This window comes from Novosphingobium sp. NFX11, assembly GCF_057376415.1.
Genome location: NZ_CP080384.1, coordinates 2528932 through 2555394, shown reverse-complemented (window position 1 = coordinate 2555394; position 26463 = coordinate 2528932). Strand labels below are relative to the sequence as shown.

At 64.4% G+C, this 26463-nt stretch carries 19 protein-coding genes and 3 pseudogenes; 7 read left to right on the top strand and 15 right to left on the bottom strand.

Translation table 11 applies throughout. The features are described from left to right. Nucleotides 1–14: 14 nt before the first annotated feature. Entirely contained in the window at nucleotides 15–1484 is a 1470-nt protein-coding gene (locus KZO24_RS13075; RefSeq protein WP_486486336.1) for a glycosyltransferase family 4 protein, read from the bottom strand. A gap of 493 nt (nucleotides 1485–1977) precedes the next feature. On the opposite strand from KZO24_RS13075, the gene KZO24_RS13070 reads away from it, so the two are divergent. Further along, complete coding sequence (locus tag KZO24_RS13070; protein WP_285021747.1) at nucleotides 1978–3336, top strand: hypothetical protein; 1359 nt, start codon at nucleotides 1978–1980, stop codon at nucleotides 3334–3336. Nucleotides 3337–3437: 101 nt separating this feature from the next. Here the strand turns inward: KZO24_RS13070 and KZO24_RS13065 are convergent, their stop codons facing one another. Continuing rightward, nucleotides 3438–3986 carry a hypothetical protein gene (locus KZO24_RS13065; protein WP_486486335.1) on the bottom strand — a complete coding sequence of 183 codons (549 nt, stop codon included), beginning with the start codon at nucleotides 3984–3986 and terminating at the stop codon, nucleotides 3438–3440. A gap of 750 nt (nucleotides 3987–4736) precedes the next feature. On the opposite strand from KZO24_RS13065, the gene KZO24_RS13060 reads away from it, so the two are divergent. Next, complete coding sequence (locus tag KZO24_RS13060) at nucleotides 4737–5024, top strand: hypothetical protein (protein WP_486486334.1); 288 nt, start codon at nucleotides 4737–4739, stop codon at nucleotides 5022–5024. Between the two features lie 17 nt (nucleotides 5025–5041). Here the strand turns inward: KZO24_RS13060 and recQ are convergent, their stop codons facing one another. From recQ to KZO24_RS13025, 7 genes and pseudogenes are all read right to left on the bottom strand, one after another. Beyond that, nucleotides 5042–6922, bottom strand: a complete 1881-nt coding sequence (gene recQ / locus KZO24_RS13055) for a DNA helicase RecQ (protein WP_486486333.1) — start codon at nucleotides 6920–6922, stop codon at nucleotides 5042–5044. A 61-nt stretch (nucleotides 6923–6983) separates the two neighbouring features. Beyond that, entirely contained in the window at nucleotides 6984–7559 is a 576-nt protein-coding gene (locus KZO24_RS13050; protein ID WP_285021753.1) for an NUDIX hydrolase, read from the bottom strand. 67 nt (nucleotides 7560–7626) lie between these two features. Then, nucleotides 7627–10263: a methionine synthase gene (metH, locus tag KZO24_RS13045; RefSeq protein WP_486486332.1), complete on the bottom strand. Its 2637-nt coding sequence runs from the start codon at nucleotides 10261–10263 to the stop codon at nucleotides 7627–7629. Nucleotides 10264–10282: 19 nt separating this feature from the next. Further along, nucleotides 10283–10801, bottom strand: a complete 519-nt coding sequence (locus tag KZO24_RS13040; RefSeq protein WP_271181281.1) for a GNAT family N-acetyltransferase — start codon at nucleotides 10799–10801, stop codon at nucleotides 10283–10285. Continuing rightward, nucleotides 10801–11859, bottom strand: coding sequence for a homocysteine S-methyltransferase family protein (locus KZO24_RS13035; protein WP_271181282.1), 1059 nt, complete (start codon nucleotides 11857–11859; stop codon nucleotides 10801–10803). The genes KZO24_RS13040 and KZO24_RS13035 overlap by 1 nt, the downstream gene beginning before the upstream one ends. Beyond that, nucleotides 11856–12764, bottom strand: a complete 909-nt coding sequence (gene metF / locus KZO24_RS13030; protein WP_486486331.1) for a methylenetetrahydrofolate reductase [NAD(P)H] — start codon at nucleotides 12762–12764, stop codon at nucleotides 11856–11858. Before metF ends, KZO24_RS13035 begins: the two co-directional genes overlap by 4 nt. Continuing rightward, nucleotides 12764–13748: pseudogene (locus KZO24_RS13025) on the bottom strand (ArsR/SmtB family transcription factor). The gene metF and the pseudogene KZO24_RS13025 overlap by 1 nt, the downstream one beginning before the upstream one ends. A gap of 168 nt (nucleotides 13749–13916) precedes the next feature. Here KZO24_RS13025 and KZO24_RS13020 point away from each other — a divergent pair. Both KZO24_RS13020 and KZO24_RS13015 read left to right on the top strand, forming a co-directional pair. After that, the gene (locus KZO24_RS13020) at nucleotides 13917–14048 is read left to right on the top strand and encodes a hypothetical protein (protein ID WP_486486330.1); all 132 of its coding nucleotides are present in this window, start codon (nucleotides 13917–13919) and stop codon (nucleotides 14046–14048) included. Nucleotides 14049–14326: 278 nt separating this feature from the next. Continuing rightward, nucleotides 14327–15981: pseudogene (locus tag KZO24_RS13015) on the top strand (NAD+ synthase). Nucleotides 15982–16146: 165 nt separating this feature from the next. On the opposite strand, the gene KZO24_RS13010 reads toward KZO24_RS13015, so the two are convergent. The 3 genes and pseudogenes from KZO24_RS13010 to KZO24_RS13000 form a co-directional block, all read right to left on the bottom strand. Beyond that, nucleotides 16147–18300 carry a TonB-dependent siderophore receptor gene (locus KZO24_RS13010; RefSeq protein WP_486486329.1) on the bottom strand — a complete coding sequence of 718 codons (2154 nt, stop codon included), beginning with the start codon at nucleotides 18298–18300 and terminating at the stop codon, nucleotides 16147–16149. A 165-nt stretch (nucleotides 18301–18465) separates the two neighbouring features. Then, nucleotides 18466–19152, bottom strand: a complete 687-nt coding sequence (locus KZO24_RS13005) for a malate:quinone oxidoreductase (protein ID WP_486486328.1) — start codon at nucleotides 19150–19152, stop codon at nucleotides 18466–18468. Nucleotides 19153–19234: 82 nt separating this feature from the next. Next, nucleotides 19235–19993: pseudogene (locus KZO24_RS13000) on the bottom strand (malate:quinone oxidoreductase); the annotation flags it as partial. A gap of 453 nt (nucleotides 19994–20446) precedes the next feature. Between KZO24_RS13000 and KZO24_RS12995 the strand changes: the two are divergent. The 3 genes from KZO24_RS12995 to KZO24_RS12985 all read left to right on the top strand — a co-directional run bounded on the left by KZO24_RS12995 (nucleotide 20447) and on the right by KZO24_RS12985 (nucleotide 24353). Then, nucleotides 20447–21628: a benzoate/H(+) symporter BenE family transporter gene (locus KZO24_RS12995; RefSeq protein ID WP_486486327.1), complete on the top strand. Its 1182-nt coding sequence runs from the start codon at nucleotides 20447–20449 to the stop codon at nucleotides 21626–21628. 33 nt (nucleotides 21629–21661) lie between these two features. Beyond that, complete coding sequence (gene gltX, locus KZO24_RS12990; RefSeq protein WP_486486326.1) at nucleotides 21662–22993, top strand: glutamate--tRNA ligase; 1332 nt, start codon at nucleotides 21662–21664, stop codon at nucleotides 22991–22993. Between the two features lie 331 nt (nucleotides 22994–23324). After that, nucleotides 23325–24353: an aspartate-semialdehyde dehydrogenase gene (locus KZO24_RS12985; RefSeq protein ID WP_271181290.1), complete on the top strand. Its 1029-nt coding sequence runs from the start codon at nucleotides 23325–23327 to the stop codon at nucleotides 24351–24353. Nucleotides 24354–24497: 144 nt separating this feature from the next. Here KZO24_RS12985 and KZO24_RS12980 read toward each other — a convergent pair whose 3' ends face one another. Genes KZO24_RS12980 through KZO24_RS12970 form a run of 3 tightly spaced genes read right to left on the bottom strand, consistent with a single transcriptional unit; the run spans nucleotide 24498 to nucleotide 26442 of the window. Continuing rightward, complete coding sequence (locus tag KZO24_RS12980; RefSeq protein WP_036526924.1) at nucleotides 24498–25277, bottom strand: 3-hydroxybutyrate dehydrogenase; 780 nt, start codon at nucleotides 25275–25277, stop codon at nucleotides 24498–24500. Further along, a complete protein-coding gene (locus tag KZO24_RS12975) occupies nucleotides 25274–25861 on the bottom strand; it encodes a DUF3734 domain-containing protein (protein ID WP_486486325.1) in 588 nt (195 codons plus the stop codon). Before KZO24_RS12975 ends, KZO24_RS12980 begins: the two co-directional genes overlap by 4 nt. Then, the gene (locus KZO24_RS12970) at nucleotides 25768–26442 is read right to left on the bottom strand and encodes a patatin-like phospholipase family protein (protein WP_486486324.1); all 675 of its coding nucleotides are present in this window, start codon (nucleotides 26440–26442) and stop codon (nucleotides 25768–25770) included. The genes KZO24_RS12975 and KZO24_RS12970 overlap by 94 nt, the downstream gene beginning before the upstream one ends. Nucleotides 26443–26463: the final 21 nt, after the last annotated feature.

The window sequence follows — 26463 nt, the reverse complement described above, 5'->3', positions numbered from 1 at the left end:
AGCTGCGATCCTGATCATTGCATGCGGCCATTGAAGCCGGGGTTGACCGAAGGCGTTCGTTGCGATGCGTTCGTGCGCGCGGCCGCTTCGCGAGCGATGCGCTGCGGGGCGAGCCATGTCGTTGGCGGCTGACACTCAGCCCGCTGCCCTGATCTGGCTTTCAATCGGGACGGCTGCGAAGGCGGCGTCCGGTCGATCGAAGTATTCGAACTCTGGGGGCCCCTGGCGTTGCCCGCGAAGCCAGCGGTAGACTTCAACCAGTTGCGCGGCCTTGCGGGGCCATGTGTAGAGCGCTTCGACCCTGGCGCGTCCGCGTGCGGCCATTTCGGGCAGGTTGTGGGTTCCTGCGGCGATGTCGAGCAGAACGCAGCGGGCTCTGAAGAGCAGTTCTGCACGGGTCCCGAGCTGCAGACGAAAACCCGTGTTGGCACTGACGATCTCCCCGGACCACCGTAATCCACCACTATGGGCACGAGTCCGAGCGCCATTGCCTCGACAACCGCGCCTCCTCCGAATTCACGGACACTGGGAAAAAGAAATACCGAGTGATCCGCCACGCGGCGCGGAATCTCGCCGTGTTCGACCCATCCGGCGAAATCAACGGCATTTGCGACGCCGAGCCGCTCGGCCAGTTCGCGCAAGGAGGACATCATCGGACCGTCGCCGATCATCGTAAGGCGGGCTTTCCCGGACCGAAGAAGATCGGCGGCGGCCTCGATTGCGATGTCGGGTCCCTTGTAAGGGACAAGGCGACCGATGAAGCAAAGATTGAGCGTATCATACCGTGCGGCAGTGCCGCAGTTGGAAAAGCGCGCCGGGTCGATCGCATTCTCCGGCACATAGACGGTCTTGCCGGCCGAACTGGCGGGAAGCTCCGTCGCGGTATGTTCCGAACCCACGACTACCGCCGAGGCATAGCGCCAGGTCTGACGGATGGCTGGCAGCACCCGGTATGCCCCGCGAACGTAAGACAGCCATTCCTTTTCGCGGCGACGCTCGCCGTCGAAGCCTTTAGGCCATGGAATTCCGCCATTGATCGGACCGACCACGAAAGGAACGCCGACGCGGGAGCATCGACGGGCGAGCGAACTGGCTGCCGTCGGGCTGAGCGGCGTGACGCGATGTACCACATCGAAGCTGCCTGCCGTGATCGCGTCTCCGAACCGATCCCACACCATCCGTTCGAACTGCGGGTACGCCAGCGCGCCGAGCGCGGCGAGGGTGGTCCAGCCTTTTCCGGCGCCTCCCCTGAGCTTTTCAGCCACGGCCCATAGCGGCCGCATCAGGGCTTCGTTGTCGATGGCGGTGAAGTCTACGCCTTCGACCAGCCCCGCGCGCAGGATTGCCGGGCGGTTGCGAACCTGAGTGACCAGATGGACGTCTGCCACCGAACGCAGGGCGTTTGCTATCGACCAGCCGACGAGAGGAACGCTGACCCATTCCGGGTTGGCCGCTTCTGCGATCAACAGCACACGATAGCGCATATTTCAGACCTTGCTCTTTGAGGCCCGGCGTTTCTTGCTGCGGGCGGGAGTTGCCACCTGACGCGCTAGGATCGTGCGATCGATCATTGCGATTTCTCGATAATTCTCGTGGCAATCCTATCCGCCCCTGGCGCGGCGTGATCTGAAAAAGCCCCTTCCCTCTGTTTCGGGCGATTATCGCTGCAAGTAAATGTCCCCAAATCATTATGGAATTTAATGATATGCCCATTGGGAAGAGCAGGAAGGACTGACGTTTTTTGCATAATTTTCCGACTGGATGCCAATTCGGCTATCCTGCGGCATGTTCGTTCGCTGCCATGCGCGGCTTTCTGCCTCAGCGGCAAATGCCCGGCGCCGGCGCTAGGGATTTTCCCCCTCAATTCAGGCCGCTTGGTCACTAGAATGGCGCTGCCCGGGCTAGGTACGCAAATTGATCTTGTGCCGAATTCCCTGCATTTACAGGAGACGTGTCGTTCCTAATGCCTTCTCAACTGTGGTCCTGTGGCTATGGCCCTGGTTCGCCGCATTAGGTTTCCGCGCGCTCCCGCTGGACCGCGCCGTCATATCCAGCTGCATTGCCGGATTCCTGTTGCTGCCCTCGAACATCAACGTCGATCTGCCGGGGTTGCCGGATCTGTCCAAGCAGTCCGTGGTGTCCCTCGGGATCGTTCTCACATATCTCAACCACCACCACCGCAGGGGGCCGACGCTGCCTCTTCCCCGCGGGCTGATGCTGATCATGGCGCTGTTCATGATTTCGCCGGTTTTGACTGTGCTGACGAATTCCGACGTCATCCAGAAGATCAACCCCCTGCCGGCCCTTACGATGTACGATGCGCTGGGCGTGGTGTTCGAGAATGCGATCATTGCAGCAGTGATTGTCGTCGGCGTCAGGACGCTTTCGAGTTCGGCATCACAGCGAAATATCCTGCTGTTGATGGGAAGCGCGATGCTCTTGTATTCGCTGCCGACTTTGCTCGAATTCAAGATGAGCCCTCAGCTTCATCGGTGGGTCTACGGCGTGCACCCGGCCTTGTTCGGGCAGCAGGTGCGCGGAGGCGGTTTCCGGGCCACGGTGTTCCTCTCCCACGGCCTTGTCCTCGCCTGGTTCCTGGCAATGGGCTCAGTGGCGCTCATGGCGCTTCGCGGCGCGCAGATCAGGATATTCGGCTTTCGGCCCCAAATCCTGTCAGCGTATCTGTGGGTTATTCTGTTGTTCCAGAAGTCGCTTGGCGCATTGCTGCTTGGCAGTATCATGATGCTGGCCATGCTGATGCGGCCTCGTCGCCAGCTAGTGCTGGTCGCGATGGTGGCGGTAATCTTTCTGACATATCCGATCACGCGAGGGGCAGGTCTGGTCCCGGTCGACTGGTTCAACCGTACCGTCGCCGAATACAGTTCGGAACGTTCGGGCTCGTTCGAGACACGCATCACCAACGAAAACAACCTTCTGGCCAAAGCCAACGAGCGGCCATGGTTTGGATGGGGTGGCTGGGGCAGGTCGCGGGTCTACGATCCGGAGACGGGCAGGGACGCTTCGATCACTGACGGCGCGTGGGTTATTTCCTTCGGCTATTCGGGCTGGCTCGGCTATCTGACTCAATTCGGGCTTATCTGTTTTCCTCTGCTGGGGTTGTTTCGATATCGCGCGCGCATATCCCCCGAAACGAGTGCATTGGCCCTGATGCTGTCTTTCAACCTGATAGACATGATCCCGAATTCCTCGCTCACGCCGGTGACCTGGCTGCTATCGGGAGCCTTGTCGGGTGCCTTCGCCTTGGCGCGGCGAGGGGCATCACCCGCTCAGCCGGTGACCAGCGCGTCGCTTGCCCCGGCACCACTTGCATGCTGACCGCAGTTTGCCTGTAGGGCCATTAGGAGATTGATCTCGATACCCCGAACATGGGCTCTGAACCAGCCGCAAGGCGGAAGCGGGCAATCCGGGCGGGCAATTCATCGTTTGCCGGGGAATGCGGATCGTCGCACTACAAGCGCGGATATTGCGGTGACGGCGATGCCGCAGCGCTCAAAAACGTCATTCATCGACACGCCCATGACGGGTGAGCCCAGAAAGCTGTCTATGCTATGTAGAGAGACGGCCCGCACGCAAACGAAGATGGTCAGAAAAAAAGTGCTGAGCATGGCAATTGATAAGGCATAACCACGACGATTGATCAGAGGTATTATCCAAAATGTGATCAATAAAAACATGATTACGCATGATATGAAGAATATATGCTGAAATACTCTCCTACTATCGTACCATCCGGAGATATGTGCTTTTTCGCGCATGATGTCGGCGAACCAGGTTTGGACGTCAAAGTACTTGTTGATAGTGAGAAGCCCAACCTGAATGAATATTCCAAGCCACGCGGCAGCGTTCTCCGGCTTATCGCGCAGGACGGCATATAACGATGCAAGGCACGCGACGAGGTAGATCGCTATCGTGAATGATCCTCCTGAAGTTGGAGCACCAAATTCTGGAGACCAGTCAGCGATCACATATCGTCTCCTTCCAGGTAGCAATCGCCGGATTGTCTATTCTAGACGTTCGATCACTGTCTATCGGGAGAACTCACCAAGGCGTACCTCTTCGTAAGGTATTCCTTTGCCAGGCCGTGATCGGAATGCGCGAATGGGGAATTTGAGGAACTGGCAAGCGAGGCTTGTGTCAGCAAATGGAGGCCTTTAGGCTGCTGCGATGCAGCGATCGCTTACACTTGTTCGAATTGTCGCCGCGGCAGCGCTCTTCGCATTTTGCGGTGCCTTTTCCCGCTTAACGTTCCAATTGATCGAAACGCGGTGGCAGATCGCGGTATTCGTGGTCGTAGCGGCGTTGTTGGAGCTCGGAGCGAGCAATCGGGGTGGGCAACCAAGCTGGCTCAGGTTTGCCGCCAATTCGGTATCCGTCACTTGTGCAATCATCGCCGTGAAGTGGTATATCGAAGGCGTCTCTCCCCTCGTCCTTGCCTTGCTTCGATAAGGCCATGACTGGCGGGCCGTTTCGGCCGCCGGCACAACCTCTTTCAGTTACTGCTGCCGAAGCGGAAGTCCTGACGAATTCGCCAGTCTGCGATGCGAGCAGCGCGGCGGCGATGTGGTGGTGTGCAGGCTTGTCGAAAGCGCTGCCGCGTTCCTAAAAGACAGTTTGGAAGTTTGCAGAATGCGAATTTCGCGGCCGGTGTCTTACGAAATTGCCCGGACGGATATTGTCCAGACAGACGCATAAGTCCGTGCCCGAGGAGTGCAGCCATGACTGATCAAACCACCGATCGTATCGACGAGGTGACCAGCCGCATTGTCGATCTCGAAGCCGAACTCGAAGCCTCGGGGACCACGACCCGCGAGCCTGAAGCTCTGATACGCGCGCGCGCGGTTCTTCATGAATGGGTTGATAGCGTGTCGGCGGTCGTGGCGACCCCCGGGGTCGGGCGCGTCGTCCTGATCCACCGGAACGGCTCGGAGTCGCGAATCGCTTCACCCGAATTGCCATTTCTTCTGGCTGTCCCGGTGACCTTCGGCGGCGATGGAAGCGACTGAAGGAGGTTCGACAAGTTTCAGTGCTGGCGGACTACGGCGAGGAACGCATCGCCGTAAGCTTCCAGTTTGCGCGTACCCACTCCACCAATCGAGCCAAGTTCGTCCAGTGACGAAGGTCGTGCCGAGGCCATCTCGCGCAGGGTCGAGTCGTGGAAGATGACGTAGGGCGGCACCCCTGCTTCCTTGGCAAGGTCACGGCGCAACTCTCGCAGGGCATCGAACAAAGGCTCGCCGATGGGATTGGCGCCCGTATCACCGCTGCGCGAACGACGTTTGCGATCCTGCTTGGGCGGCACGACGATTGCCACGGCCGCCTCACCCTTCAGAATGGCACGGGCGTCGCCGCCCAGCGCAAGGCCGCCGTGCTCGGTGGCGGTCAGGCTGCCGCGGGCCTGTAGAGCGCGGGCGAGGGCCTTGAGCAGCGGCTTCTCATCATCGGTCAGGATGCCGAAGACGGAGAGCTTGTCATGGCCGCGCTGGAGCACGCGGTCATCGGCCACGCCCGAAAGAACTTTCTCCAGATGCCCCAGGCCATACGACTGTCCGGTGCGAAAAACGGCCGAGAGCAATTTGCGCGCCACTTCGGTGACATCGACGACCCCTACCGGCTGCAGGCAGTTGTCGCAGTTCCCGCACGTCTGCGCCGGCGTTTCGCCGAAGTGGCGCAGAAGCACGGCGCGGCGGCAGTCGGCCGTCTCGACTAGCCCGGCCAGCGGATCGAGACGCTGGCGTTCGCTCTGCTGGCGGTGCGGCTCGATTTCGGCAAGCCGCTGACGGGCGCGCGCGAAGTCGTCAGCGCCCCAGAACATGACCGCCACGGAAGGGTCGCCGTCACGCCCCGCGCGGCCGGTTTCCTGATAGTAGGCCTCGATCGACTTGGGGATGCCGGCGTGGGCGACGAAGCGGACATCCGGCTTGTCGATGCCCATGCCGAAGGCGACTGTCGCGACCATCACCATGTCCTCGCTGGCAACGAAGGCGGCCTGATTGCGGGCGCGAATCTCGGGATCGAGGCCTGCGTGATAAGGCAGGACCCGCCGTCCTGTCTCGCGCGTAAGCGTTTCTGCCAGCTGTTCGACGCGAGCGCGGGTGGGAGCGTAGATGATTCCGGGGCCGGGGTTTTCATCTACCACCGCCTTGAGCTGGCGCATGGCGCTCTCGCGCGGGCGGATGGTGTAGCGGATGTTGGGCCGATCGAACCCGGCGACGATCAGGCCTTCCTCGGGAATGCCGAGCTGGGCCAGGATGTCGCTGCGGGTGTGGTGGTCCGCCGTCGCCGTCAGCGCGAGGCGCGGGACATTGGGGAAGGCGTCGAGCAGCGGTCGCAGCAGGCGATAGTCGGGCCTGAAATCGTGACCCCATTCGGAGACGCAGTGCGCCTCGTCGATAGCAAAGAGGCCGACACGGGCCGACTGCAGCAGCTCGCGGAAATGGGGCTGGCTGGCCCTCTCCGGGGCGATGTAGAGCAAGTCGAGCTCGCCCGCGCGGAAGGCATCCATCGTTGCCCCGCGATCGGTGTCGGCGCTGGTCAGCGTCGCGGCGCGGATGCCGTTGGCCCGGGCCGAGCGCAACTGGTCGTGCATCAGCGCGATCAGGGGCGAGACAACCACGCAAGTGCCCTGAAGCAGCACGGCGGGAAGCTGGTAGGTCAGCGACTTGCCCGCGCCGGTCGGCATGATCGCCAGTGTCGAGCGGCCATGGATCACACGGTCGACGACCTGATCCTGCACGCCGCGAAAGCCGGAGAAGCCGAATACCTCGTGCAGTGCCTTGGATACCGCCTCTCCGGTCGGCGGTGGCGCGGGGCCCCAATCCACTTCCGGCGCGTGGATGTCCATCATGTCGGCGTCGGGTTCGCCGTAGAAGGTCGTCTCGAAAGGCCAGTCGTCGTCGTTCACGCGGCGCTTTATGGCAGAGGCTGACGCAGAGGGGAAACCTCGCAGCCGGGTTTTCGCCAACTTAACTCGGGTCAGCCCACAAACCGGGGTGGCGAAGCAGCAGCGCCTGCGCGAGGATCAGCGTCTTGGCATCGGTCAATTCGCCGCCAAGCGCCATGTCGCGCAAGGTGTCGAGCCCGATTTCGTGGACGGTGATGTTCTCGTCCTCATCGTGAGCGCCGCCGCCCTCGCCGATGCGGTCTTCGCTGGAATAGCGCGCGAGGTAGAGTTGCACGCGCTCGGTCGAGGCCGGGCAGAGCGACCACATGTTGGTCACCGGCTCCAGCGCTTCAATCCTCAAACCGCCTTCCTCGAAGGCTTCCTCGATGATGCGCGCTTCAGGCGACGCACCATCGAGACTGCCCGCGATGGCTTCCCACACGGGCGGTTCACCTGCGGCGAGCACTCCCGCGCGTGGCTGGTCGATCAGCATGCAGACGCGGCGGACCGGGTCATAGGGCAGCACCGCGACGGCCGAACCGTTGTCGAGCAGATGCCGTTCAACGATGGCGCCGTCCGGCATTTCCACTTCCAGGCGATAGAACTTGTACCACCCGTCGTAGACGAGGGTTCGACTGGTGATGCGCGCTGCGGTCATAGGCGGCAGGGTATGGTCCGCCGCATATGTTGCAAGTGCGAAATGATGCGGTGACGCAAGAAGCCTGTCAGTCGAGGTTCGGACGCAGCCAGCGTTCGGCGGTCGGCAGGTCCACGCCGCGGCGCACCGCGTAGGCTTCGAGCTGGTCGCGGCCGATGCGGGCGACGCCGAAGTACTGGCTCTCCGGGTGCGCGAAGTAGAAGCCCGAGACCGCCGCCGTCGGCAGCATCGCCTGGCTTTCGGTCAGGACGATGCCGGCGTTGTCCTGCGCCTTCAGCAGGTCGAACAGGATCGGCTTGAGCGAATGGTCCGGGCAGGCCGGGTAGCCGGGGGCTGGGCGGATGCCGCGATATTCCTCGCGGATCAGGGCTTCGTTGGTGAACTGCTCGTCCGGCGCATAGCCCCACAAGGTGGTGCGGACATGGGCGTGCAGGCGCTCGGCGAAGGCTTCGGCGAAGCGGTCGGCGAGGGCTTTCAGCAGGATGTCCGAATAGTCGTCGTGCGCGGCCTTGAAGCGCTCCAGGTGCGGCTCGATGCCGTGGATGCCCACCGCGAAACCGCCGAGCCAGTCGCCTGCCGGGTCGATGAAGTCCGACAGGCAGAAGTTGGCGCGGCCGCGCGACTTCTTGAACTGCTGGCGCAGCATGGGCAGGCGGGTTGCCCCGGAAGCGCCGGCATCGAGGAGAACGTCGTCGCCGTCCGAGCGGGCAGGCCAGAAGGCGCAGACGCCGCGCGCAGTCAGCCATTTCTCGTCGATGATCCTTGCCAGCATCGCCTGCGCATCGGCGAACAGGCTGGTGGCGCTTTCGCCGACGACCTCGTCGGTCAGGATCGCGGGGTAGTTGCCCGCCAGCTCCCAGGCGCGGAAGAACGGGGTCCAGTCGAAGGTTTCGACCAGATCCTTGAGGTCCCACTCCTCGAACACATGCAGGCCCGGCTGCGCCGGTGCGGCGGGCTTCTGGGCGAAGTCGGTGGGGAAGGCGTTGGCGCGCGCCTCGGCCAGCGGCAGCAGGTCGCTCTGGCCCTTGTTGGCGCGGGCCTCGCGCACCTTCTCGTAGTCGATCGCGACCGAGGCCTTGAAGCCCTCCGCCTGCGTGTCGGACAGCAGCTGCGAAGCGACGCCCACCGCGCGGCTGGCGTCCAGCACATGGACCACGGTGCCGGTATAGGCCGGGTCGATGCGCAGCGCGGTGTGGACCTTGGAGGTCGTCGCGCCGCCGATCAGCAGCGGGATGTTCATCTCGGCGCGCTGCATTTCCTCGGCGACGGTTACCATCTCGTCCAATGAGGGGGTGATGAGGCCTGACAGGCCGATGATGTCGGCCTCGTTCTCATTCGCCGATTCGAGGATCTTCGACCACGGCACCATGACGCCGAGGTCGATCACTTCGTAGCCGTTGCACTGGAGCACGACGCCGACGATGTTCTTGCCGATATCGTGGACGTCACCCTTTACGGTGGCCATGATGATGCGGCCCTTCGCCTTGGATTTGGCGTCCTTTTCCGCCTCGATGAAGGGGATGAGGTGCGCGACGGCCTTCTTCATCACGCGCGCCGATTTCACGACTTGCGGGAGGAACATCTTGCCGCTGCCGAACAGGTCGCCGACCACGTTCATGCCGCCCATCAGCGGGCCTTCGATCACTTCGATCGGGCGGCCACCGGCAGCGGCGATGGCGGCGCGGGCCTCCTCGGTGTCTTCCACCACATAGGCGTCGATGCCGCGCACCAGCGCGTGTTCGATGCGCTTGGTCACGTCCCAGCCGCGCCATTCCTCGGCGGCCTTCTCGGCGACGGTGTCCTTGCCCTTGTAGCTTTCGGCCAGTTCGATGAGGCGCTCGGTCGAGGTCTTGCCGTCCTCGCCCACGCCGGGGCGGCGCATCATGATGACGTCTTCGCAGGCCTCGCGCAGCGCCGGGTCGATCTGGTCGTAGACGTCGAGCTGCCCCGCGTTGACGATCGCCATGTCCAGACCGGCCGGGATGGCGTGGTACAAGAATATCGAGTGCATCGCGCGGCGCACCGTCTCGTTGCCGCGGAAGCTGAACGAGAGGTTCGACAGGCCGCCCGAGAAGTGGACGTGCGGGCAGCGCGCGCGGATTTCCGCCACGGCCTCGATGAAGTCGAGCCCGTAGCGGTCATGCTCCTCGATGCCGGTGGCGACGGCGAAGACGTTGGGGTCGAAGATGATGTCTTCGGGCGGGAAGCCGATGCCGACGAGCAGCTTGTAGGCGCGCTCGCAGATTTCGATCTTGCGCTCCTTGGTGTCGGCCTGCCCGGTCTCGTCGAAGGCCATGACAACCACGGCGGCGCCATAGGCCATGCACTTGCGCGCATGTTCCAGGAACGGCGCTTCGCCTTCCTTCATTGAGATGGAATTGACGATCGGCTTGCCCGACACGCATTTGAGGCCCGCCTCGATCACCTCCCACTTGGAGCTGTCGACCATCACCGGCACGCGGGCGATGTCCGGCTCGGCGGCGATAAGTTTGAGGTAAGTGGTCATCGCCTCGACGGCGTCGAGCAGGCCCTCGTCCATGTTGACGTCGATGACCTGCGCGCCGTTCTCCACCTGCTGGCGGGCGACTTCGATGGCAGCGGGATAGTCGCCGGCCATGACCAGCTTCTTGAATTTCGCGGAGCCGGTGACGTTGGTGCGCTCGCCGATGTTGACGAAACGGGAGCCGGAAGGGGTGGCGGTCATGGGTGTTGTTCTCGTCAGGTCAGAGCGGTCGTGCGAGCACGAAGTCATCGTAGGTCTTGCCGCCCACGTCGAAACGGCGGGTGCCGATCGTCTCGAAGCCGTGTTTGGCATAGAAGGAGAAGGCGCGGTGGTTGTCGTCCTTGACGCCGAGCAGCAGGCGCGTCGCCCCCGCCGCTTCGGCAATCACCGCCTGCATCAGCGAACTGGCAATGGGCGAACCCTGGAAGCGTGAAAGCAGGTAGATGCGTTTCAGCTCGATATCGCCGGGCTGCGCATGCTCGATCTCGGGCTCGCACAGCAGCGCATAGCCCACCGGCGCGCCGCCGGGCTCGATCTCTGCCAGCCACGCCTTCGCGCCCTTGGCGAAATAAGCGCGGTAGGCATCGGCCGAATGCTGCTTGGCGCAGTGCGCGACGAGGCCGGCCCCGTCAATCAGCCCGGCGAAGCTTTCGAGGAACGTTGCCGCGCCCACGAGGGCAAGCGCGTCGGCGTCGTCCGGCCCCGCCGGACGCAGGCGCCAAATCGGTAGCGAATCCATCAGACGGCCGTAGAGGAGGGCATCGTGAAGGGTTCGAGGCCAGCCAGGCGCGTCACTGGCTGCAGCTCGGGCAGATGGCGCGGCGCCATGCCGGTCACCTTGTCGGCGATTGCCTTGATGTGCGCCGGGGTCGAGCCGCAGCAGCCGCCCAGCACGTTGACCTGACCCGCGATCGCCCACTCGCCGACGAAGCCCGCCGTGGTGTCCGGCATTTCGTCGTAGGCGCCCAGTTCGTTGGGCAGGCCCGCGTTGGGGTAGATCATGATCAGCGTGTCGGCGATTTCCGACAGCGTCTTCACGTGCGGGCGCAGCTGCGTCGCGCCGAACGAGCAGTTGAGGCCGATGGTGACGGGCTTGGCATGGCGCACCGCGTGCCAGAACGCCTCGACCGTGTGGCCCGAGAGGTTGCGGCCCGACAGGTCGGTCAGCGTCATCGACAGCATGATCGGCACTTCGCGGCCGAGGTCCTGTTCGAGATAGCGCACGGCCATCACGCCCGCCTTGGCGTTGAGGGTGTCGAACACCGTTTCGATCAAGATGAAGTCCGCGCCGCCTTCGACGAGGGCCGCGGCCTGTTCCTTGTAGACGTCGACCAGCGTGTCCCAATCGATCTCGCGGTAGCCTGGATCGTTGACGTCGGGGCTGAGCGAGAGCGTCTTGTTGGTCGGCCCGATCGCGCCCGCCACGAAGCGCGGTCGGCCATCCTTTGCCTGATATTCGTCAGCGAGGCGGCGGGCCAGCTTGGCCGATTCGACGTTGATCTCGCGAACCAGATGCTCGGCGCCGTAGTCGGCCTGGCTGATGCGGTTGGCCGAGAAGGTGTTGGTCTCGGCGATGTCCGCCCCGGCTTCGAAGTAGGCGCGGTGGATGGATTCGGGCACCTCGGGCTTGGTCAGCGCGAGGATGTCGTTGTTGCCCTTCTGGTCGTGGGACAGGCCGAGGTCGCCCGCGTAGTCGGCTTCCGAGAGCTTCCAGTTCTGGATCTCGGTGCCGAACGCGCCGTCGGTGATGAGGATGCGCTTGGCTGCCTCGGCGAGGAAGGTTTCACGGACGCTCATGCGACAAGTTCCTTGACGGGACGCAGGCCGAGAAGCTGGCAGATCGCGTAAGCCTGCTCGGCGCGGTTGAGGGTGTAGAAGTGGAAATCGCGGGACCCGCCTTCATACAGGCGCTTGCAGAGGTCCGCCGCCGCGACGGCGGCGACCAGCGCGCGCGGGCCGGGGCGATCGTCGAGGCCGTCGAACATCGTCTCCAGCCAGCCGGGGATCTCGGTGTTGCCGGACATGCGCCGGATCGCGGCGAAGCTGGTGACCGGCATGATGCCCGGCAGGATCGGTACGGTAATGCCTGCCGCCAGCGCCTTGTCCATGAAGCGGAAGTAGGCGTCGGTCGAGAAGAAGAACTGCGTGATCGCGCGGGTGGCGCCGGCGTCGATCTTGCGCTTCAGGTTGTCGAGGTCGGCCTCGGCGCTCACCGCTTCGGGGTGGACTTCGGGATAGGCCGCGACCGAGACTTCGAAATCGTGGCGCCTGCGGATGCCTTCGACCAGCTGCGCGGCGCTGGCATAGCCTTCGGGATGCGGCACGAAGCGGCCGCCGTCCGATGGCGGCGGATCGCCGCGCAGCGCGACGATGTGGCGCACGCCCGCTTCCCAGTACTGATCGACCACTTCGTCGATCTCGCCCTTGCTGGCGGCGACGCAGGTGAGGTGCGCGGCGGGGACCAGCGCGGTCTCCTTCACGATCCGTGAGACGGTGGCGTGGGTGCGCTCACGGGTGGAGCCACCCGCGCCATAGGTTACCGACACGAAGGCCGGGTCGAGCGGGGCAAGCTGGGTGATCGCGTCCCACAGCTGCTCCTCCATCTTCTCCGACTTGGGCGGGAAGAATTCGAAGGAGACGGAAATGTCGCCGGGCAACCCTGCGAAAATCGGGTTTTCTGCGGCGCGTGGGGAAGCGGTCATCAAACGGTCTCTCGGTTTTCAGGGCGCGCGGTTACACCATCGCGCCGCGCAGTCCAGATTTTAACGGTGAGCGGGTCGCCCGGCAGAGCGACGGGCTCGGCCGGGGTAAGGCCCGCGGAAGCGAGATGGGCGAGCATCTGCTCGTCCGAAAAGCCGAGACGGGCGTGCGCATGGCGCTCGCGCATTTCCTCGCGCTCGTGCGCGGCAAGGTCGACGACGGCGATGCGCCCGCCCGGCCGCAGCACGCGCGCGGCTTCGGTCAGCACCACGGCGGGGTCCTGCGCGAAGTGCAGCACCTGATGGAAGAGCACGGTGTCGAAGGCGTCGGGCGCGAAGGGCAGGGCGGTGAAGTCGCCCTGCACCAGATCGACTTTGTCGGCGGGCAGGTCCTGCAACCGGGCACGGGCAATGCGCAGCATCTCGGGGCTCTTGTCGAGCGCGGTCACGCGCCCTGCGCGCGCCGACAGAAGCTGTGCCATGCGCCCGGTGCCGGTGCCGACGTCGAGCAATCCGCCGATGGTTTCTTCTCCGAGCGCGCGGAGCAACGCGGCCTCGACCGGCTCGTCGGCGCCGTGGAGGCGGCGCAGCGTATCCCATTCGGCGGCGTGGCGGGCGAAGTAGGCCTCGGCGCTCGCCTCGCGCCCGGCGCGGATCGCAGCGAGGTGGCGGCGGTCCTCGGCGCAGCGGGCGGCGAACTGGCTGTCGTCACGCTCGGCGACGTTGAGCAGATTCGCGGCCGCCGTGCCGAGCGACGATCTCGCCCTGTTCGGACACGGCAATTCTCAGGAAGACCCAGCTTCCTTCCTTGCGCCTTTCCGCCAATCCGGCGTCGCACAGAATCTTTATATGGCGCGAAACGCGCGGCTGGCTCTGTCCGAGGACTTGCGCAAGCTCCCCCACGGCAAGTTCCATATGCGCGAGCAGACGCAGCATACGCAGGCGCGTCGGCTCCGAAAGAGCGCGCAGAAGAGGGTCGATCCGCATGCCGGATCATATAAAGATATCTTTATATGTGCGCAAGCCCTAGGAATTCTGCGGATTTCCGCCTGTCGTATTCCTATTTGCGTTGCACCATTGTCTCGTCTAAAGAATGCCACTGCAGGCTTGCCTGCAAGCGTTGGCCTATGCGCCAAACAATGCAAGGGGATTCGCATGAAGAAGATTGCTTTCGCCGCGTTCGCGTCGGTTGCCGCACTGTCGCTCGCTGCTTGCGGTGGTGAGCCCGCCGCCGAAGCTACCACGGATCTCGGTCGAGACCGCTCCCGAGGAGCTGATGACCGGTGACGCCACCGACGTTCCGACCGAGGCTGCGTCCGAGGCGATGTAATCGGCTCGGGGGTTCGGCGCTACCTTTCGGTGCACTGACCCCCGCCGCTTTCCGCTTCCGGGTCCAACCGGCTTGTGGAAAGTCCGTCTCACGACGGACAGAAGCCCTCCCCGATGGGAGGGTTTTTTGTTTCTGCATTACGCGTTTACGCGGATGTGGAGCAGCAAGACCCGCTCTTCACTGAAGGGCGGGTTTTTGTTTGCACTGCCTCCGGGGGCGGGGCATCAACCGGGCCATGCCCGATACGCTGAAGATCACGCTCGCGCAGCTCAACCAGTCGGTCGGGGACATTCCCGCCAATGCCGCCGGCATTGTGGCAGCGCGCGAGGCGGCGAAGGGCAGCGACCTTGTCGTCTTCCCGGAACTTCACCTTATAGGCTATCCGCCAGAAGACCTGATCCTCAAGCCCGCACTGATCGAGCGCGCGGCGGCCCAGCTTCAGCAGCTCGCCGAATCGACTGCCGGCGACGGTCCAGCGATGCTGGTCGGGTCGGCCTTCGTGCTCGATGGTGCGCTGCACAATGGGGTGGCCTTGCTGGATCAGGGCAAAGTCGCGGCAGTTCGCCTGAAGCACGAGCTGCCCAATTACGGCACTTTCGACGAGATGCGCCTGTTCCAGCCCGGTCCGCTGCCAGAGCCGATAATCCTGCGCGGCACGATGATAGGCGTGCCTGTGGGCGAGGATATATGGCGCTACGAGGTCTGCCGCCATCTCGCCGATTTCGGAGCGGAAATCCTCATCTCGATCAACGGCAGCCCTTACGAAATCAACAAGGAGGCCCTGCGCATCGAAGGCGTGGCCAAGCGCCGCGCGGTCGATACCGGGCTGCCGCTGGCCTATCTCAACCGCGTCGGCGGGCAGGACGAACTGGTGTTCGACGGGGGCAGCTTCGCGGTGAACGGCGACGGTGCGCTGGCGGTACAGCTGCGCGACTGGGAGGAGCAGGTCGTGGAGACCCGCTGGACCAAGACCGCCAAGGGCTGGCGCTGCGATCGCGGCGCCTTGGAGCCGCTCGCGCAGCATCCGGAGGACATCTACAGTGCGATGGTCCTCGCTTTACGCGACTACGTGAAGCGCAACGGCTTTCCGGGCGTGGTTCTGGGCCTGTCGGGCGGTATCGATTCCGCGACTTGCGCGGCGATAGCTGTCGATGCGCTGGGGGGCGACCGGGTCTGGGGCGTGATGATGCCCTCGCGTTTCACCAGCGGGCAGAGCCTCGACGATGCCGCGGCCTGCGCCAAGGCGCTGGGGATTCGCTATACCGAGATGCCGATCGGCGCTGCCGTCGATGGATTCGATGCCATGCTGGGCGAGGCATTCGAGGGCACGCAGCGCGATCTGGCGGAAGAAAACCTCCAGTCGCGGGTGCGCGGGGCGGGCTTGATGGCACTGTCCAACAAGTTCGGCCCTATGCTCCTCGCAACCGCCAACAAGAGCGAACTGAGCGTCGGCTATGCGGCGATTTATGGCGCAATGGCGGGGGCTACGCGCCGCTCAAGGATGCGTACAAGAGCACGGTCTATGCACTGGCGCGCTGGCGGAACGGACAGGTTCCGCGCATCGGCCTCGGCCCGGGCGGTCCGCTGGTTCCTGACGGCGTGCTGACCCGAGATCCCTCCGCCGAGCTGTACGACGGGCAGCGCGACTGCGACAGCCTGCCGCCCTACGACGTCCTTGATCCGATCCTCGTGGGTCTGGTGGAGCACGACAAGAGCGTGGCGCAACTGGTCAACGAAGGTTTCGAGCACGGGGTTGTGCGCCACGTGGAGTTCCTGCTCCACCGTGCCGAATACAAGCGGCGCCAGTCGCCGCCCGGCGTCAAGCTGACCGCCCGCAACTTCGGGCGGGACCGGCGCTATCCAATCACGCACGCGTTTCGGAGCGGGTAAGGGGGCGGGAAGCCTCCCGGCTTTTTGAAACCATCCGTCATTGCGAAGCGCAGCGAAGCAATCCAGGGCAGTTCCACGCCGCCCCGGATTGCGTCGCTGCGCTTCGCAATGACGAACTGAGGGCGCGAGGCGGGCAAGATAGAGATGCCCGCTTCGCTCTCGCTCTCAGTACTCGACGCTCAGCGTCACCACAGCGCTGCGCGGGGCACCGTAGAAGGCCTGGCCCCACTTGAGGCTGTTGAGGTACTTCACGTTCGTGACGTTGCGCACGTTGACGCTGGCGCGCACGTGCTCGACCACGCGCACCCCGGCCATGAGATCGAGGATCGCGTAGCCCTTCTGCTTCAGCGTCACGTCGCCCTCGACGCCGCCATAGGCGGACAAGTCGCTGACCACGGCCGTCGTCGCATTCTGCACGCGCAGTTGTGCGCCCAGCTTGAGGTCGTTCAGTTCAGGCACTGAATAGGTGCTTGCCAGCTTGAGGGACTTGGTCGGGATCCAGGTGCGGGTATCGTCGCCGTCGGCGTTCTCGATGTCGAGGTACGTGAAGCCGCCCGATAGAGTCCAGTTGTCCGTGACCTGGCCTGAAAGCTCCACCTCGAAGCCGGTCGAGGTGGTGTCCTGCGGGTCGTAGTAGCTGCCGCCCGCCTTGCCGTTGCAGGCGACGCCGTCGACGCCGACGGGGCAGCCGTCCTCATCGAAGTAGCCGGCATACTCGGCGAGGCCCTTCTGCTTGGCCTTGAATACGGCAGCCGTCGCGTAAAGCTTCCCGTCCAGCCAGGTGCTCTTGATGCCGCCTTCCAGACTGGTGCCCTTCGCGGGATCGAGGCGCGTGCCGTCGATGCCCACTTCGACCTGCGGGTTATAGATGTCGGTGTAGCTGGCATAGAACGAGACGTTCGGGGTAAGGTCGTAGACCGCGCCGACGTAAGGGCTGACCTTGCTGTCCTTGCGCGCCTGATCCGCGCCGTAGGAGAAGCCGGTCGACTTGATCCACATCGCGCTGGCACCGACTACGGCCTTGAGCCGGTCGGTCAGGCTGAGGTGCGCGGCGCCATACACACGGGTCAGGCGGTCACTGTAGTCGGCGGCGAGGTAGCTGCCGGGATAGCTGGGCTCGGGGATGCCGGTCTCGCCCCATTCGGAAGGGCTTGGGTAGATGATGGTATCCTCGGAGAAGTTCTCGTACTCCTTGGCGTCGGACTTCGAGACCGAGACGCCGAAGGCCAGCTTGTGCTCGCGTCCGAAAAGCTGGAACGGGCCGGAGACGTAGACGTCGCCAAGGTACTGCTTGTAGTCCGAAGGATAGATACCGGCCATGCCGTAGACGCCCTCGCCGGTCTCACGGTCAGGGTAGCCGTAGGCATAGAGCAGCTTGGCGTTCTCCTGGAAACGGCGGTAGGTCGCGATGCCGGTGGCCGACCAGCCTCCGCCGAAATCGTAGACCAGTTCGCCGAATACGCTCTGGTCCTTGGTATTCCAGTAGGTCCAGTCCGCCGAGGTCGTCGCCGAGCGCTTGAGGTCGATGCGAGTGCCGTCGGTGTAGACCAGCGGGATCGCGCCCCACAGCACGCCATCGGCGTCGTTTTCCTGCCGGGTGTAGCCCACCGTCGCGCGCAGGGACGGGGTGGCCTGCCAGCGCAGGATGGCGCCGTAGACGTCGCGGTTGACGTGGTTGTACGAAAGGTAGCCGTCGCGGTCCTCGTGCGCGTAGATCGCGCGCACGGCCAGCGTGTCGGTGAGAGGGATGTTGGCATCGCCCTCGGCGCGCCAGTAGTCGCGCGTGCCCACTTGCACCGATCCGGTGAACTTCAGCTCGTCGGTCGGCCGCTTGCGCACGTAGTTGATGGTGGCCGAGGGGTTGCCGATTCCGGTCATGATCGCGTTGGCGCCGCGCACGATTTCGACGTTCTCGAACAAAGCGGTGTCCAGGTCGCCGAATTGGATGCCCCAGGCCAGCGGCAGGCCGATGCCGTCGACCTGGAAGTTCGACACGTCGAACCCGCGCGAGGAGAAATAGGTACGGTCGGTCTCGACCCGCTCGACATTCACGCCCACGGCCTGTTCGAGCAGGTCGTTGACGTTGGTGATCGCGAAATCCTCGATGCGCTTGCGGTCGATGATGGTGACCGACTGCGGCGTTTCCTTGACTGGCAGCGCCAGCGCCGTGGCCGAACTGGACTGTTCGAGGCCCGCGGTGACGATGATCGTGTCGGCATTCGTCGCGGTGTCCGCCTCTTCGGCATGAGCCGTGCCGCAAAGGGCAGGCGCGATCAGGAGCGTGCTGGCGAGCAGGGAATGCCGGGCGGGCAGGCGCATAGAGACCCTCATTATTGTTGCTGGACTTTTGCGTGCACCTAAATTGACTGTAAATGCGAGTCAATCGCAATAATGTAGCGCTTATGTTTCCGTCCGCTGTGCGCTCAGATACGAAAAGGGCGGCCGGATTGCTCCGACCGCCCGAACTTTCGCGGGGTCAGATGCTTAGAGCGCCTGTTCCTCGGCGTTGAGATTGTGCCCGGCTTTGGCCTTCGGCGCCGGAGCCTTTGCGGCAGGCACGAGGTCTGCTGGCACTTCCAGATAAGGCAAGTGCAGCGCCTGGCTGGTCATGCGGCGAATCTCGTTGGTGAGCGCCGGGCTGTCGTTGATCTTCCTGCCGATCGAGGGGACCATGGCGCGGATCTTGTCTGCCCAGATACCCTTGGTCTGCTGCGGGAAAGCCTTGTTCAGCACCTTGAGCATGATGCCCGGCGAGGTCGAGGCGCCCGGCGAGGCGCCGAGCAAAGCCGCGATGGTGCCGTCCTTGTCCGATACGATCTCGGTCCCGAACTGCAGGACTGCGCCCTTCTTGGGATCACGCTTGATGATCTGGACGCGCTGGCCCGCAGTGATCAGCTTCCAGTCGCTGCGCTTGGCCTGCGGGAAATACTTCACCAACTGCGCCTGACGGTCGGCGTCGGTCAGCGACGCCTGCTGGGCGAGGTACTTCACGAGATCGAGGTTCTCGACGCCCACCTTGGTCATCGGCACCACATTGGTATCGTAGACCGAGTTGAACAGGTCGGTCCACGAGCCGTTCTTGAGGAACTTGGTGCTCTGCAGCGCGAAGGGACCGAACAGGGTCACCGCCTTGCCGTCGAGCTTGCGCGCGTCGAGATGCGGCACCGACATCGGCGGGGCGCCGAGTCTCTGCGAGGCCATAGACCTTCACGTGATGCCTTTCGGCGACCGCCGGGGTCTCGAACGCCAGGAACTGGCCGCCGACCGGGAAACCCGCGTAGTCCTTCGCCTCGGGAATGCCCGAAAGCTGGAGGAGCTTGAGCGAGGCGCCGCCCGCACCGATGAAGACGAAGCGCGACTTGATCGTATGATCCTTGTTCGCCTTCAGGTCGTGGATCGTGACGTTCCAGGTCTTGTCGGCGTTCTGGTGCAGCCCGCGCACTTCGGTCGACAGGCCGAGGTGGAAGTTGGGGTTGCGCTGCAGCGATTGGGTCAGGCTGCGGGTGATCACGCCGAAGTTCACGTCGGTGCCCAGCGGCATGTAGGTCGCGGCGACCTTCTGCGCCGGGTCGCGGCCCTGCATCACCAGCGGTGCCCACTGCGCGATCTGCGCGTGGTCGGTAGTGTACTGCATGCCGTAGAACATCGGGTTCTTCACAAGCGCGTCGCGGCGCTTCTTCAGGTAGGCGATGTTGTCGTCACCCCACACGAAGCTCATGTGCGGCGTCGGGTTGATGAAGGCCGACGGCTCGGGCAGGCGCCCCTGGGCCACTTCGTGCGCCCAGAACTGGCGCGAGACTTCGAAGCTCTCGACGATGTCGACGGCCTTTTCGGTCTCGATCCTGCCGTTCTTTTCCGGCGTATAGTTCATCTCGGCATAACCCGAGTGGCCGGTGCCGGCGTTGTTCCAGCCGTTCGAGCTTTCCTCCGCCACATTGTCCATGCGTTCGTAGAGATGGACTTTCCAGGTCGGCTCCAGCTCCTGCAGGTAAGTGGCGAGCGTAACGCTCATGATGCCGCCGCCGACGAGGACGACGTCGACCGGCTTCTCGTTCTCGGCTTGGGGATTTCCGCCCCAGCTTACCGGGCGGAACAGGAAGGCAAGGCCTGCCACGGCCAGCACCAGAACGGCAAAGCCGATGATCTTGAGCGTCTTCTTCATGACGCCGCCTCGCTTGCGACCGCGAAGGGGAGCTTGAATGCATGGGGTTTCGCTTCTCGTATTCGTGAATTGTGTCCGGGAGACACCCGGCCGGTCGCCGGACTCGTACGGGCGGGACTATCTTCGCGAGGGAGAGGCGGGTCAAATTGTCCTATTACGGATAATTATCATTATAATGCAGTATCTTAAACCTCATAGAGACATGTGATTGTGTCAATTATTGCCCTATTTGATTGAGGCATGTGCCAAAAATCGCACATCGACGCGGGTTTCTTCGAAAGGGAAATCTGTCATAGGGCGGCGATGTCTTCCCGTACGCTATCCGGCTTTCCGCCGCTCGCCGCCTGGACGTCCGCCTTCATCGCCGCTCTCGTCGGGTTCGGGGGGACCGTCGCCCTCATCGTCCAGGCCATGCGGGGCCTCGGAGCGGACGCGGGGCAAGTGGGCTCGGCGGTCACGGCGCTGTGTCTGGGCATAGCCGTTTGCGGCGCGCTGCTGTCACTGCGCCTGCGCGTGCCGGTGGTACTGGCATGGTCGACGCCGGGCGCGGCCCTGCTCGTTGCCAGTGCAGGGTCGGTCAATTGGCCGGTCGCGATCGGCGCTTTCGTGGCGGCCGCAGCGATGATGTGCATTCTTGCCGTGGTGCCTGTGCTGGAGCGGGCGGCACGCCGAATTCCGGCCTCCGTGGCTTCGGCCATGCTGGCGGGCGTGCTGCTGCCGTTCTGTCTGCAACTGTTCCGCACACTCGAAAGCGACGTGCTGCTGGTCTGCGTGTTGCTGGCGGTCTTCGTGATCGCCCGCCAGCGCTTGCCGCTCTACGCGCTGCTGCTCGTGCTGGGCGCGGGCATCGCCGTGCTGCTGCTGCGCGGCGATCTGGCCGGACACCACGGCGGCCCCTTGCTGGGCAGCCTGCAGCCCGTCGTCCCGCAATTCGACTGGCGTGCCGCGACGTCTATCGGTGTGCCGCTGTTCCTCGTGACGCTGGTGTCGCAAAACTTGCCCGGTCTCGTTGTGCTGCGTTCGGCGGGGTATGCACCGACGCCTCGCCCGCTCTTGCTGGGGACCGGCCTCGCGACGCTGGTGCTGGCTCCTTTCGGTGCGCATGGCGTGAATCTTGCGGCGATCACTGCCGCGATCTGTACGGGCTCGGACGCGCATCCCGATGCTGCAGGACGCTGGATCGTCGGCGTTATCTACGCGGGCTTCTACTTGGTACTGGCGCTGTTCTCGACGCCGCTGGTTCTGTTTTTCCTGGCGATGCCGGCTTCTGCAATCGCCGCGCTGACGGGAATCGCGCTGATCGCCCCGCTGTCGGGCGCGGTCGAGCAGATGCTGGTCGAGAAGAGCGAACGTGATGCTGCGATCCTGACGTTCGCCGCCACGGCATCGGGTGCCTCGCTGCTGGGGGTGGGCTCGGCGTTCTGGGGGCTGCTGGCGGGCTTCGCGGCGCTGGCGGCGAAGTGGGCATTTGCGCGCCGAAATTGACCTGACGGCCAGCGCCCCGTAATCGCGGGCGCCATGACCGTCACACGCTTCGCTCCCTCGCCCACCGGGCACCTTCACGTCGGCAACATCCGTACGGCGCTGCACAACTTCCTGCTCGCGAAACAGGCAGGCGGGCGTTTCCTGCTGCGCATTGACGATACCGATGCGGCGCGCTCGAAAGAGGAATATGTCGAGGCGATCCGTGACGATCTCGCTTGGTTGGGCCTCAATCCCGAAGGCGAGGAGCGCCAGTCCGCGCGCTTTGCCGTCTACGAGGAAGCCTTCGCGAAGCTGGAAGCAGCGGGCCGGGTCTATCCGTGCTGGGAGACGCCGCAGGAACTGGATTTGCGCCGCAAGGTGCTGCTGGGCCGCGGTCTTCCGCCGATCTACGACCGCGCGGCGCTGAAGCTTTCGGCCGAGGAAAAGGCCGCGAAGATCGCTGCCGGGGACCTGCCGCACTGGCGCTTCCTGCTCGACCATGACGAGCCTATCGGCTGGGAGGACGGCGTGCGCGGAGCGCAGAAGTTCGACGCCGCGCAGATGAGCGATCCCGTCGTGCGCCGCGCCGACGGCTCGTGGCTCTACATGCTGCCCTCGGTGATCGACGACATCGCCATGGGAGTCACCGGCATCCTGCGCGGCGAGGACCATGTGTCCAACACGGCCGCGCAGGTCCAGATGTTCACGGCGCTCGGCGCTCCGGTGCCTGCGTTCGCGCACGAGGCGCTGCTGGTGGGCACGGAGGGCAAGCTGTCGAAGCGTCTCGGCTCGCTGGGCGTCGCGCATCTGCGGGAAGTCGGGATCGAGCCGCAGGCGCTGGTGGCGCTGCTCGGGCGGCTTGGGACGAGCGATCCGGTCGATCCGCTGCTGGGACTGGAGGAGCTGGCGGGGGCCTTTGATCTTTCACACTTCGGCCGCGCACCGGCGCGGTTCGACGAGGTGGAACTGGAGCGCGTGAACGCGGCCGTGGTCCATGCGCTCAGCTTCGATGCCGTGGCCGCGCGGCTGCCCGAGGGGATGGACGCGGCGGCTTGGGAAGCGATTCGCCCGAACCTCGCCAAAGTGGGCGAGGCGGCCGACTGGTGGGCGGTCGTGACCGGGCCGGTGGCTGCGGCGGATATGTCCGATGAGGACCGGGCCTATTGCGCGCAGGCGTGCGATACGTTGGCCGGGCTGGAGTGGGGCGAGGGGATCTGGAAGGCGCTGACCGGGGCGCTCAAGGACGCCACCGGACGCAAGGGTAAGGCGCTGTTTCTGCCTTTGCGGCAGGCACTTACGGGGATGGAGCATGGGCCCGACATGGGCGCGCTGCTGCCGTTGATCGGGCGCGATGCGGCGTTGAAGCGGCTGCAGGCGGCCGCGTAAAACGCGGGGGCTTCGACAAGCTCAGCCTGAGCGGAATTCCAAATTGGTCTATCGACGCCGCTCAGGCTGAGCCTGTCGAAGCCCCCGCTGCACGCGCAACATAAATTCCATTTACACCGACCGCGCTTGCCGCTAGTGGCGCGCTCATGTTCGTGAAGCCGATCATTATTACCACCCCGAAACCGACCGCGTCCGCGCGGTGGGCGTCGGTGTGCTGGTACTGAACGGCACGGAGCGACACTCACCCCGCACTTAACGGCACGCGGGGCTCTCCAAACGAAGACACCAGACCCTCGCGCTGCTCCACTACCAGGTAGGAGACGCATAGGTCATGGCAGCTAAGTTTACCCCCGGTCAGAAGCTCAACGTCGGCGTCGTCGGTGCGACCGGGCTCGTCGGTTCGATGATCCGCGAGATCCTCGCCGAGCGCAATTTCCCCGTCGCCCAGCTTCGCCTCTTCGCTTCGGCCCGTTCGGCGGGCAAGGCAATCGACGGCGTGGTCGTCGAGGATGCGGCGACCGCCGATTTCTCGGGGCTCGACGTCGTGCTGTTCTCTGCCGGTGGCTCGACCGCCAGGGAACTTGCGCCCAAGGCCGCTGCGGCTGGGGCGATCGTGATCGACAATTCCTCGGCCTTCCGTTCGGACCCGGAGGTGCCGCTGGTCGTCGCCGAGGTGAACCCGCATGCGCTGGCGAACCTGCCCAAGGGCATCGTCGCCAACCCCAACTGCACCACCATGGCGGCGATGCCGGTGCTGCGTCCGCTGCATGACGAGGCTGGGCTGAAGCGCCTGATCGTCTCGACCTATCAGGCGGTGTCGGGCGGTGGTCTCGAAGGCATCGAGGTGCTGGCCAGCCAGATCGAGCACGTCGGCGACCGTACCCGCGAACTCGCCGCCGGCGATACCGCGCCGCTGCTGCCCGAGGCGAAGAAGTGGGCGGTGCCGATGGCGCACAACGTCGTGCCGCTGAACTACGTCTATGCCGAGGACGGCTACACCGAGGAAGAGATCAAGCTGCGCGACGAAAGCCGCAAGATCCTCGAAATCCCGGGCCTGCCGGTTTCGGGTACGTGCGTGCGCGTGCCGGTGTTCACCGGCCATTCGCTGTCGATCAATGCCGAGTTCGAGCGTCCCGTCAGCGTCGAGCGTGCGCTCGAACTGCTGGGCAGCGCGCCGGGCGTGGTGGTGACCGAAGTGCCCAACCCGCTGGAGGCCACCGGCAAGGACCCCGTGTTCGTCGGCCGCGTGCGCAAGGACCCGGGCGTGGAGAACGGCCTCGCGCTGTTCCTGTCGAACGACAACTTGCGCAAGGGCGCGGCGCTCAACGCGGTGCAGATCGCGGAAGCGCTGATCGGGTAAAGAGCAGGCCTATCCCCAAGCTCGTCACCCGCGAGCGTAGCGAAGCAATCCAGGGCGGTCTGAAACGCCCTGGATTGCTTCAGCGGCTTTGCCGCTTCGCAATGACGAAGGTTGGGGGCGAAGGTGTGGGGCCTTCCCTTCACCTCACTCCATGAACCAGCCATGGCTTGCCACCAGCGACTGACCGGTCAGCGCGTTGGTCGGGAAGCCGGCGAAGAACAGCGCCACTTGCGCGATGTCGTCCACGGTGGTGAACTCGCTGTCCACGGTGCCGCCCAGCATCACGCGGCTGATGACTTCGTCCTCGGAAATGCCCAGTTCCTTCGCCTGCTCCGGGATCTGCTTGTCCACCAGCGGGGTGCGCACGAAGCCGGGGCAGATCACGTTGGTGCGCACGCCCTTCTTGCCGCCTTCCTTGGCGATCACGCGGGAGAGGCCCAGCAGGCCGTGCTTGGCGGTGACATAGGCGCTCTTGAGCGGGCTCGCCTCCTTGGAGTGCACCGAGCCCATGAAGATCACCGAGCCCGACCCAGCTGCGTACATGTGCGGCAGCACCGCCTTCGAGGTCAGGAAGGCGCCGTCGAGGTGGATCGCCAGCATCTTCTTCCAGTCGGAATAGGCGTAGTTCTCGACCGGGTTGACGATCTGGATGCCCGCGTTGGAGACCAGCACGTCCACCGTGCCCCAGGCGGCGACCACCTTGGCGACGCCGTCGTTCACCTGCTCCTCGCTGGTGACGTCCATCGCCACGGCCATGGCCTGCCCGCCGCTGGCGACGATATCGTCGGCGGCTTTCTGCGCGGCTTCGAGGTTGAGGTCGGCGATCACCACCTTGCCGCCTTCACCGGCGTAGATGTCGGCGATAGCCTTGCCGATGCCGCTGGCGGCGCCGGTGACGATGCAGACCTTGTCCTTGAGCTTCATGCTGCTGCTCCATTTGAAGAATTCGAGGCGAGGGGATGTTTCAGGCGGCCGCCCGCGCGGTCTCCGGCCAGGTCGAAAGTCACGATTTCATCGGGGTCGATGTCGCGGTTCACCCAGTCCGGATGGCGCAGCGAATGCTCGGCGTCGACATGGCCGCAATGCCAGTGCTCGTCGATGGTCAGGCGCGAGAATTCGTAGTCCTTGGAGTTCGTCTCGTAACCGTGCGCGCGGTTGATGAGGTGCATCACCGCGACCGCGCCTGCCGGGCGGCAGTCGAGCAGGCGGGCGAGATCGGGGTCGTCCTGGAATTCCTCGGGCAGTCTGCGGGCGAGGCGCTTGGCGGCGGCGCGCAGTTTCTGGAGGGCTTTCGAGGTGTCGGTATTGAGCCGGGTGCGGCTGGAAAAGCGGATGTCCTTCTCGCGCTGGGCGATGTCGGCCATCGAGGTCGGGATGATCCCGCGCGAGGAGAACAGGTCAACCTGGTAGACGTTCATCTCCTGCATCGAGCGGTTGTCGAGCACGTATTGCAGCGGCGTGTTGGAGACGAGGCCGCCGTCCCAGTACCATTCGCCGTCGATTTCCACCGGCGGGAAGCCGGGGGCAGGGCGCCGCTGGCCATGATGTGCTCGGGGCCGATGGTGCGCTCGGTATTGTCGAAGTAGGCGAAGTTGCCCTTGAGCATGTTGACGGCGCCGACGCTGAAGCGGGTTTCCGCACTGTTGAGGCGTTCGAAATCGACGAGGTCGAGGAGCGTCTGGCGCAGCGGCGCGGTGTCGTAATAGCTCAGGCGCGAGAGGTGGTTCGGCCACTCGGGCAAGGGCATCGGCCAGCGCGGGGTGAAGAAGCCGGGCAGGCCCATGGTGGCGGCATATTGCGCCGAAGCCTCGTTGAAGGCGCGGCGGGCGAAGCCGATCGGTTCGTCGAGGCGGTACTGCAGTTCGCGCGAGATGCCGTGCCAGAACTTTTTGAGTGCGGGGATGCGGTCCTGAGGGGCGTTTCCGGCGATCAGGGCGGCGTTGATCGCGCCGATGGATATGCCCGCGACCCAGTCGGGAGCGATGTCACGTGTCGCCAGCGCTTCGTAGACGCCGGCCTGATAAGCGCCGAGGGCTCCGCCGCCCTGCAGTACGAGTACGGATTGGGGATCGGGATCAGGTGCGTTCACGGCGCCGTCCTGTTTGAGAGG

What these genes read in the sequence shown, in the direction of transcription:
- KZO24_RS13075 (WP_486486336.1), bottom strand. Translation starts at nt 1,484, where the DNA reads ATGCGCTATCGTGTGCTGTTGATCGCAGAAGCGGCCAACCCGGAATGG.
- KZO24_RS13060 (WP_486486334.1), top strand. Translation starts at nt 4,737, where the DNA reads ATGACTGATCAAACCACCGATCGTATCGACGAGGTGACCAGCCGCATT.
- KZO24_RS13050 (WP_285021753.1), bottom strand. Translation starts at nt 7,559, where the DNA reads ATGACCGCAGCGCGCATCACCAGTCGAACCCTCGTCTACGACGGGTGG.
- metH (WP_486486332.1), bottom strand. Translation starts at nt 10,263, where the DNA reads ATGACCGCCACCCCTTCCGGCTCCCGTTTCGTCAACATCGGCGAGCGC.
- KZO24_RS13040 (WP_271181281.1), bottom strand. Translation starts at nt 10,801, where the DNA reads ATGGATTCGCTACCGATTTGGCGCCTGCGTCCGGCGGGGCCGGACGAC.
- KZO24_RS13035 (WP_271181282.1), bottom strand. Translation starts at nt 11,859, where the DNA reads ATGAGCGTCCGTGAAACCTTCCTCGCCGAGGCAGCCAAGCGCATCCTC.
- metF (WP_486486331.1), bottom strand. Translation starts at nt 12,764, where the DNA reads ATGACCGCTTCCCCACGCGCCGCAGAAAACCCGATTTTCGCAGGGTTG.
- KZO24_RS13020 (WP_486486330.1), top strand. Translation starts at nt 13,917, where the DNA reads ATGAAGAAGATTGCTTTCGCCGCGTTCGCGTCGGTTGCCGCACTGTCG.
- KZO24_RS13010 (WP_486486329.1), bottom strand. Translation starts at nt 18,300, where the DNA reads ATGCGCCTGCCCGCCCGGCATTCCCTGCTCGCCAGCACGCTCCTGATC.
- KZO24_RS13005 (WP_486486328.1), bottom strand. Translation starts at nt 19,152, where the DNA reads ATGTCGGTGCCGCATCTCGACGCGCGCAAGCTCGACGGCAAGGCGGTG.
- KZO24_RS12995 (WP_486486327.1), top strand. Translation starts at nt 20,447, where the DNA reads ATGTCTTCCCGTACGCTATCCGGCTTTCCGCCGCTCGCCGCCTGGACG.
- gltX (WP_486486326.1), top strand. Translation starts at nt 21,662, where the DNA reads ATGACCGTCACACGCTTCGCTCCCTCGCCCACCGGGCACCTTCACGTC.
- KZO24_RS12985 (WP_271181290.1), top strand. Translation starts at nt 23,325, where the DNA reads ATGGCAGCTAAGTTTACCCCCGGTCAGAAGCTCAACGTCGGCGTCGTC.
- KZO24_RS12980 (WP_036526924.1), bottom strand. Translation starts at nt 25,277, where the DNA reads ATGAAGCTCAAGGACAAGGTCTGCATCGTCACCGGCGCCGCCAGCGGC.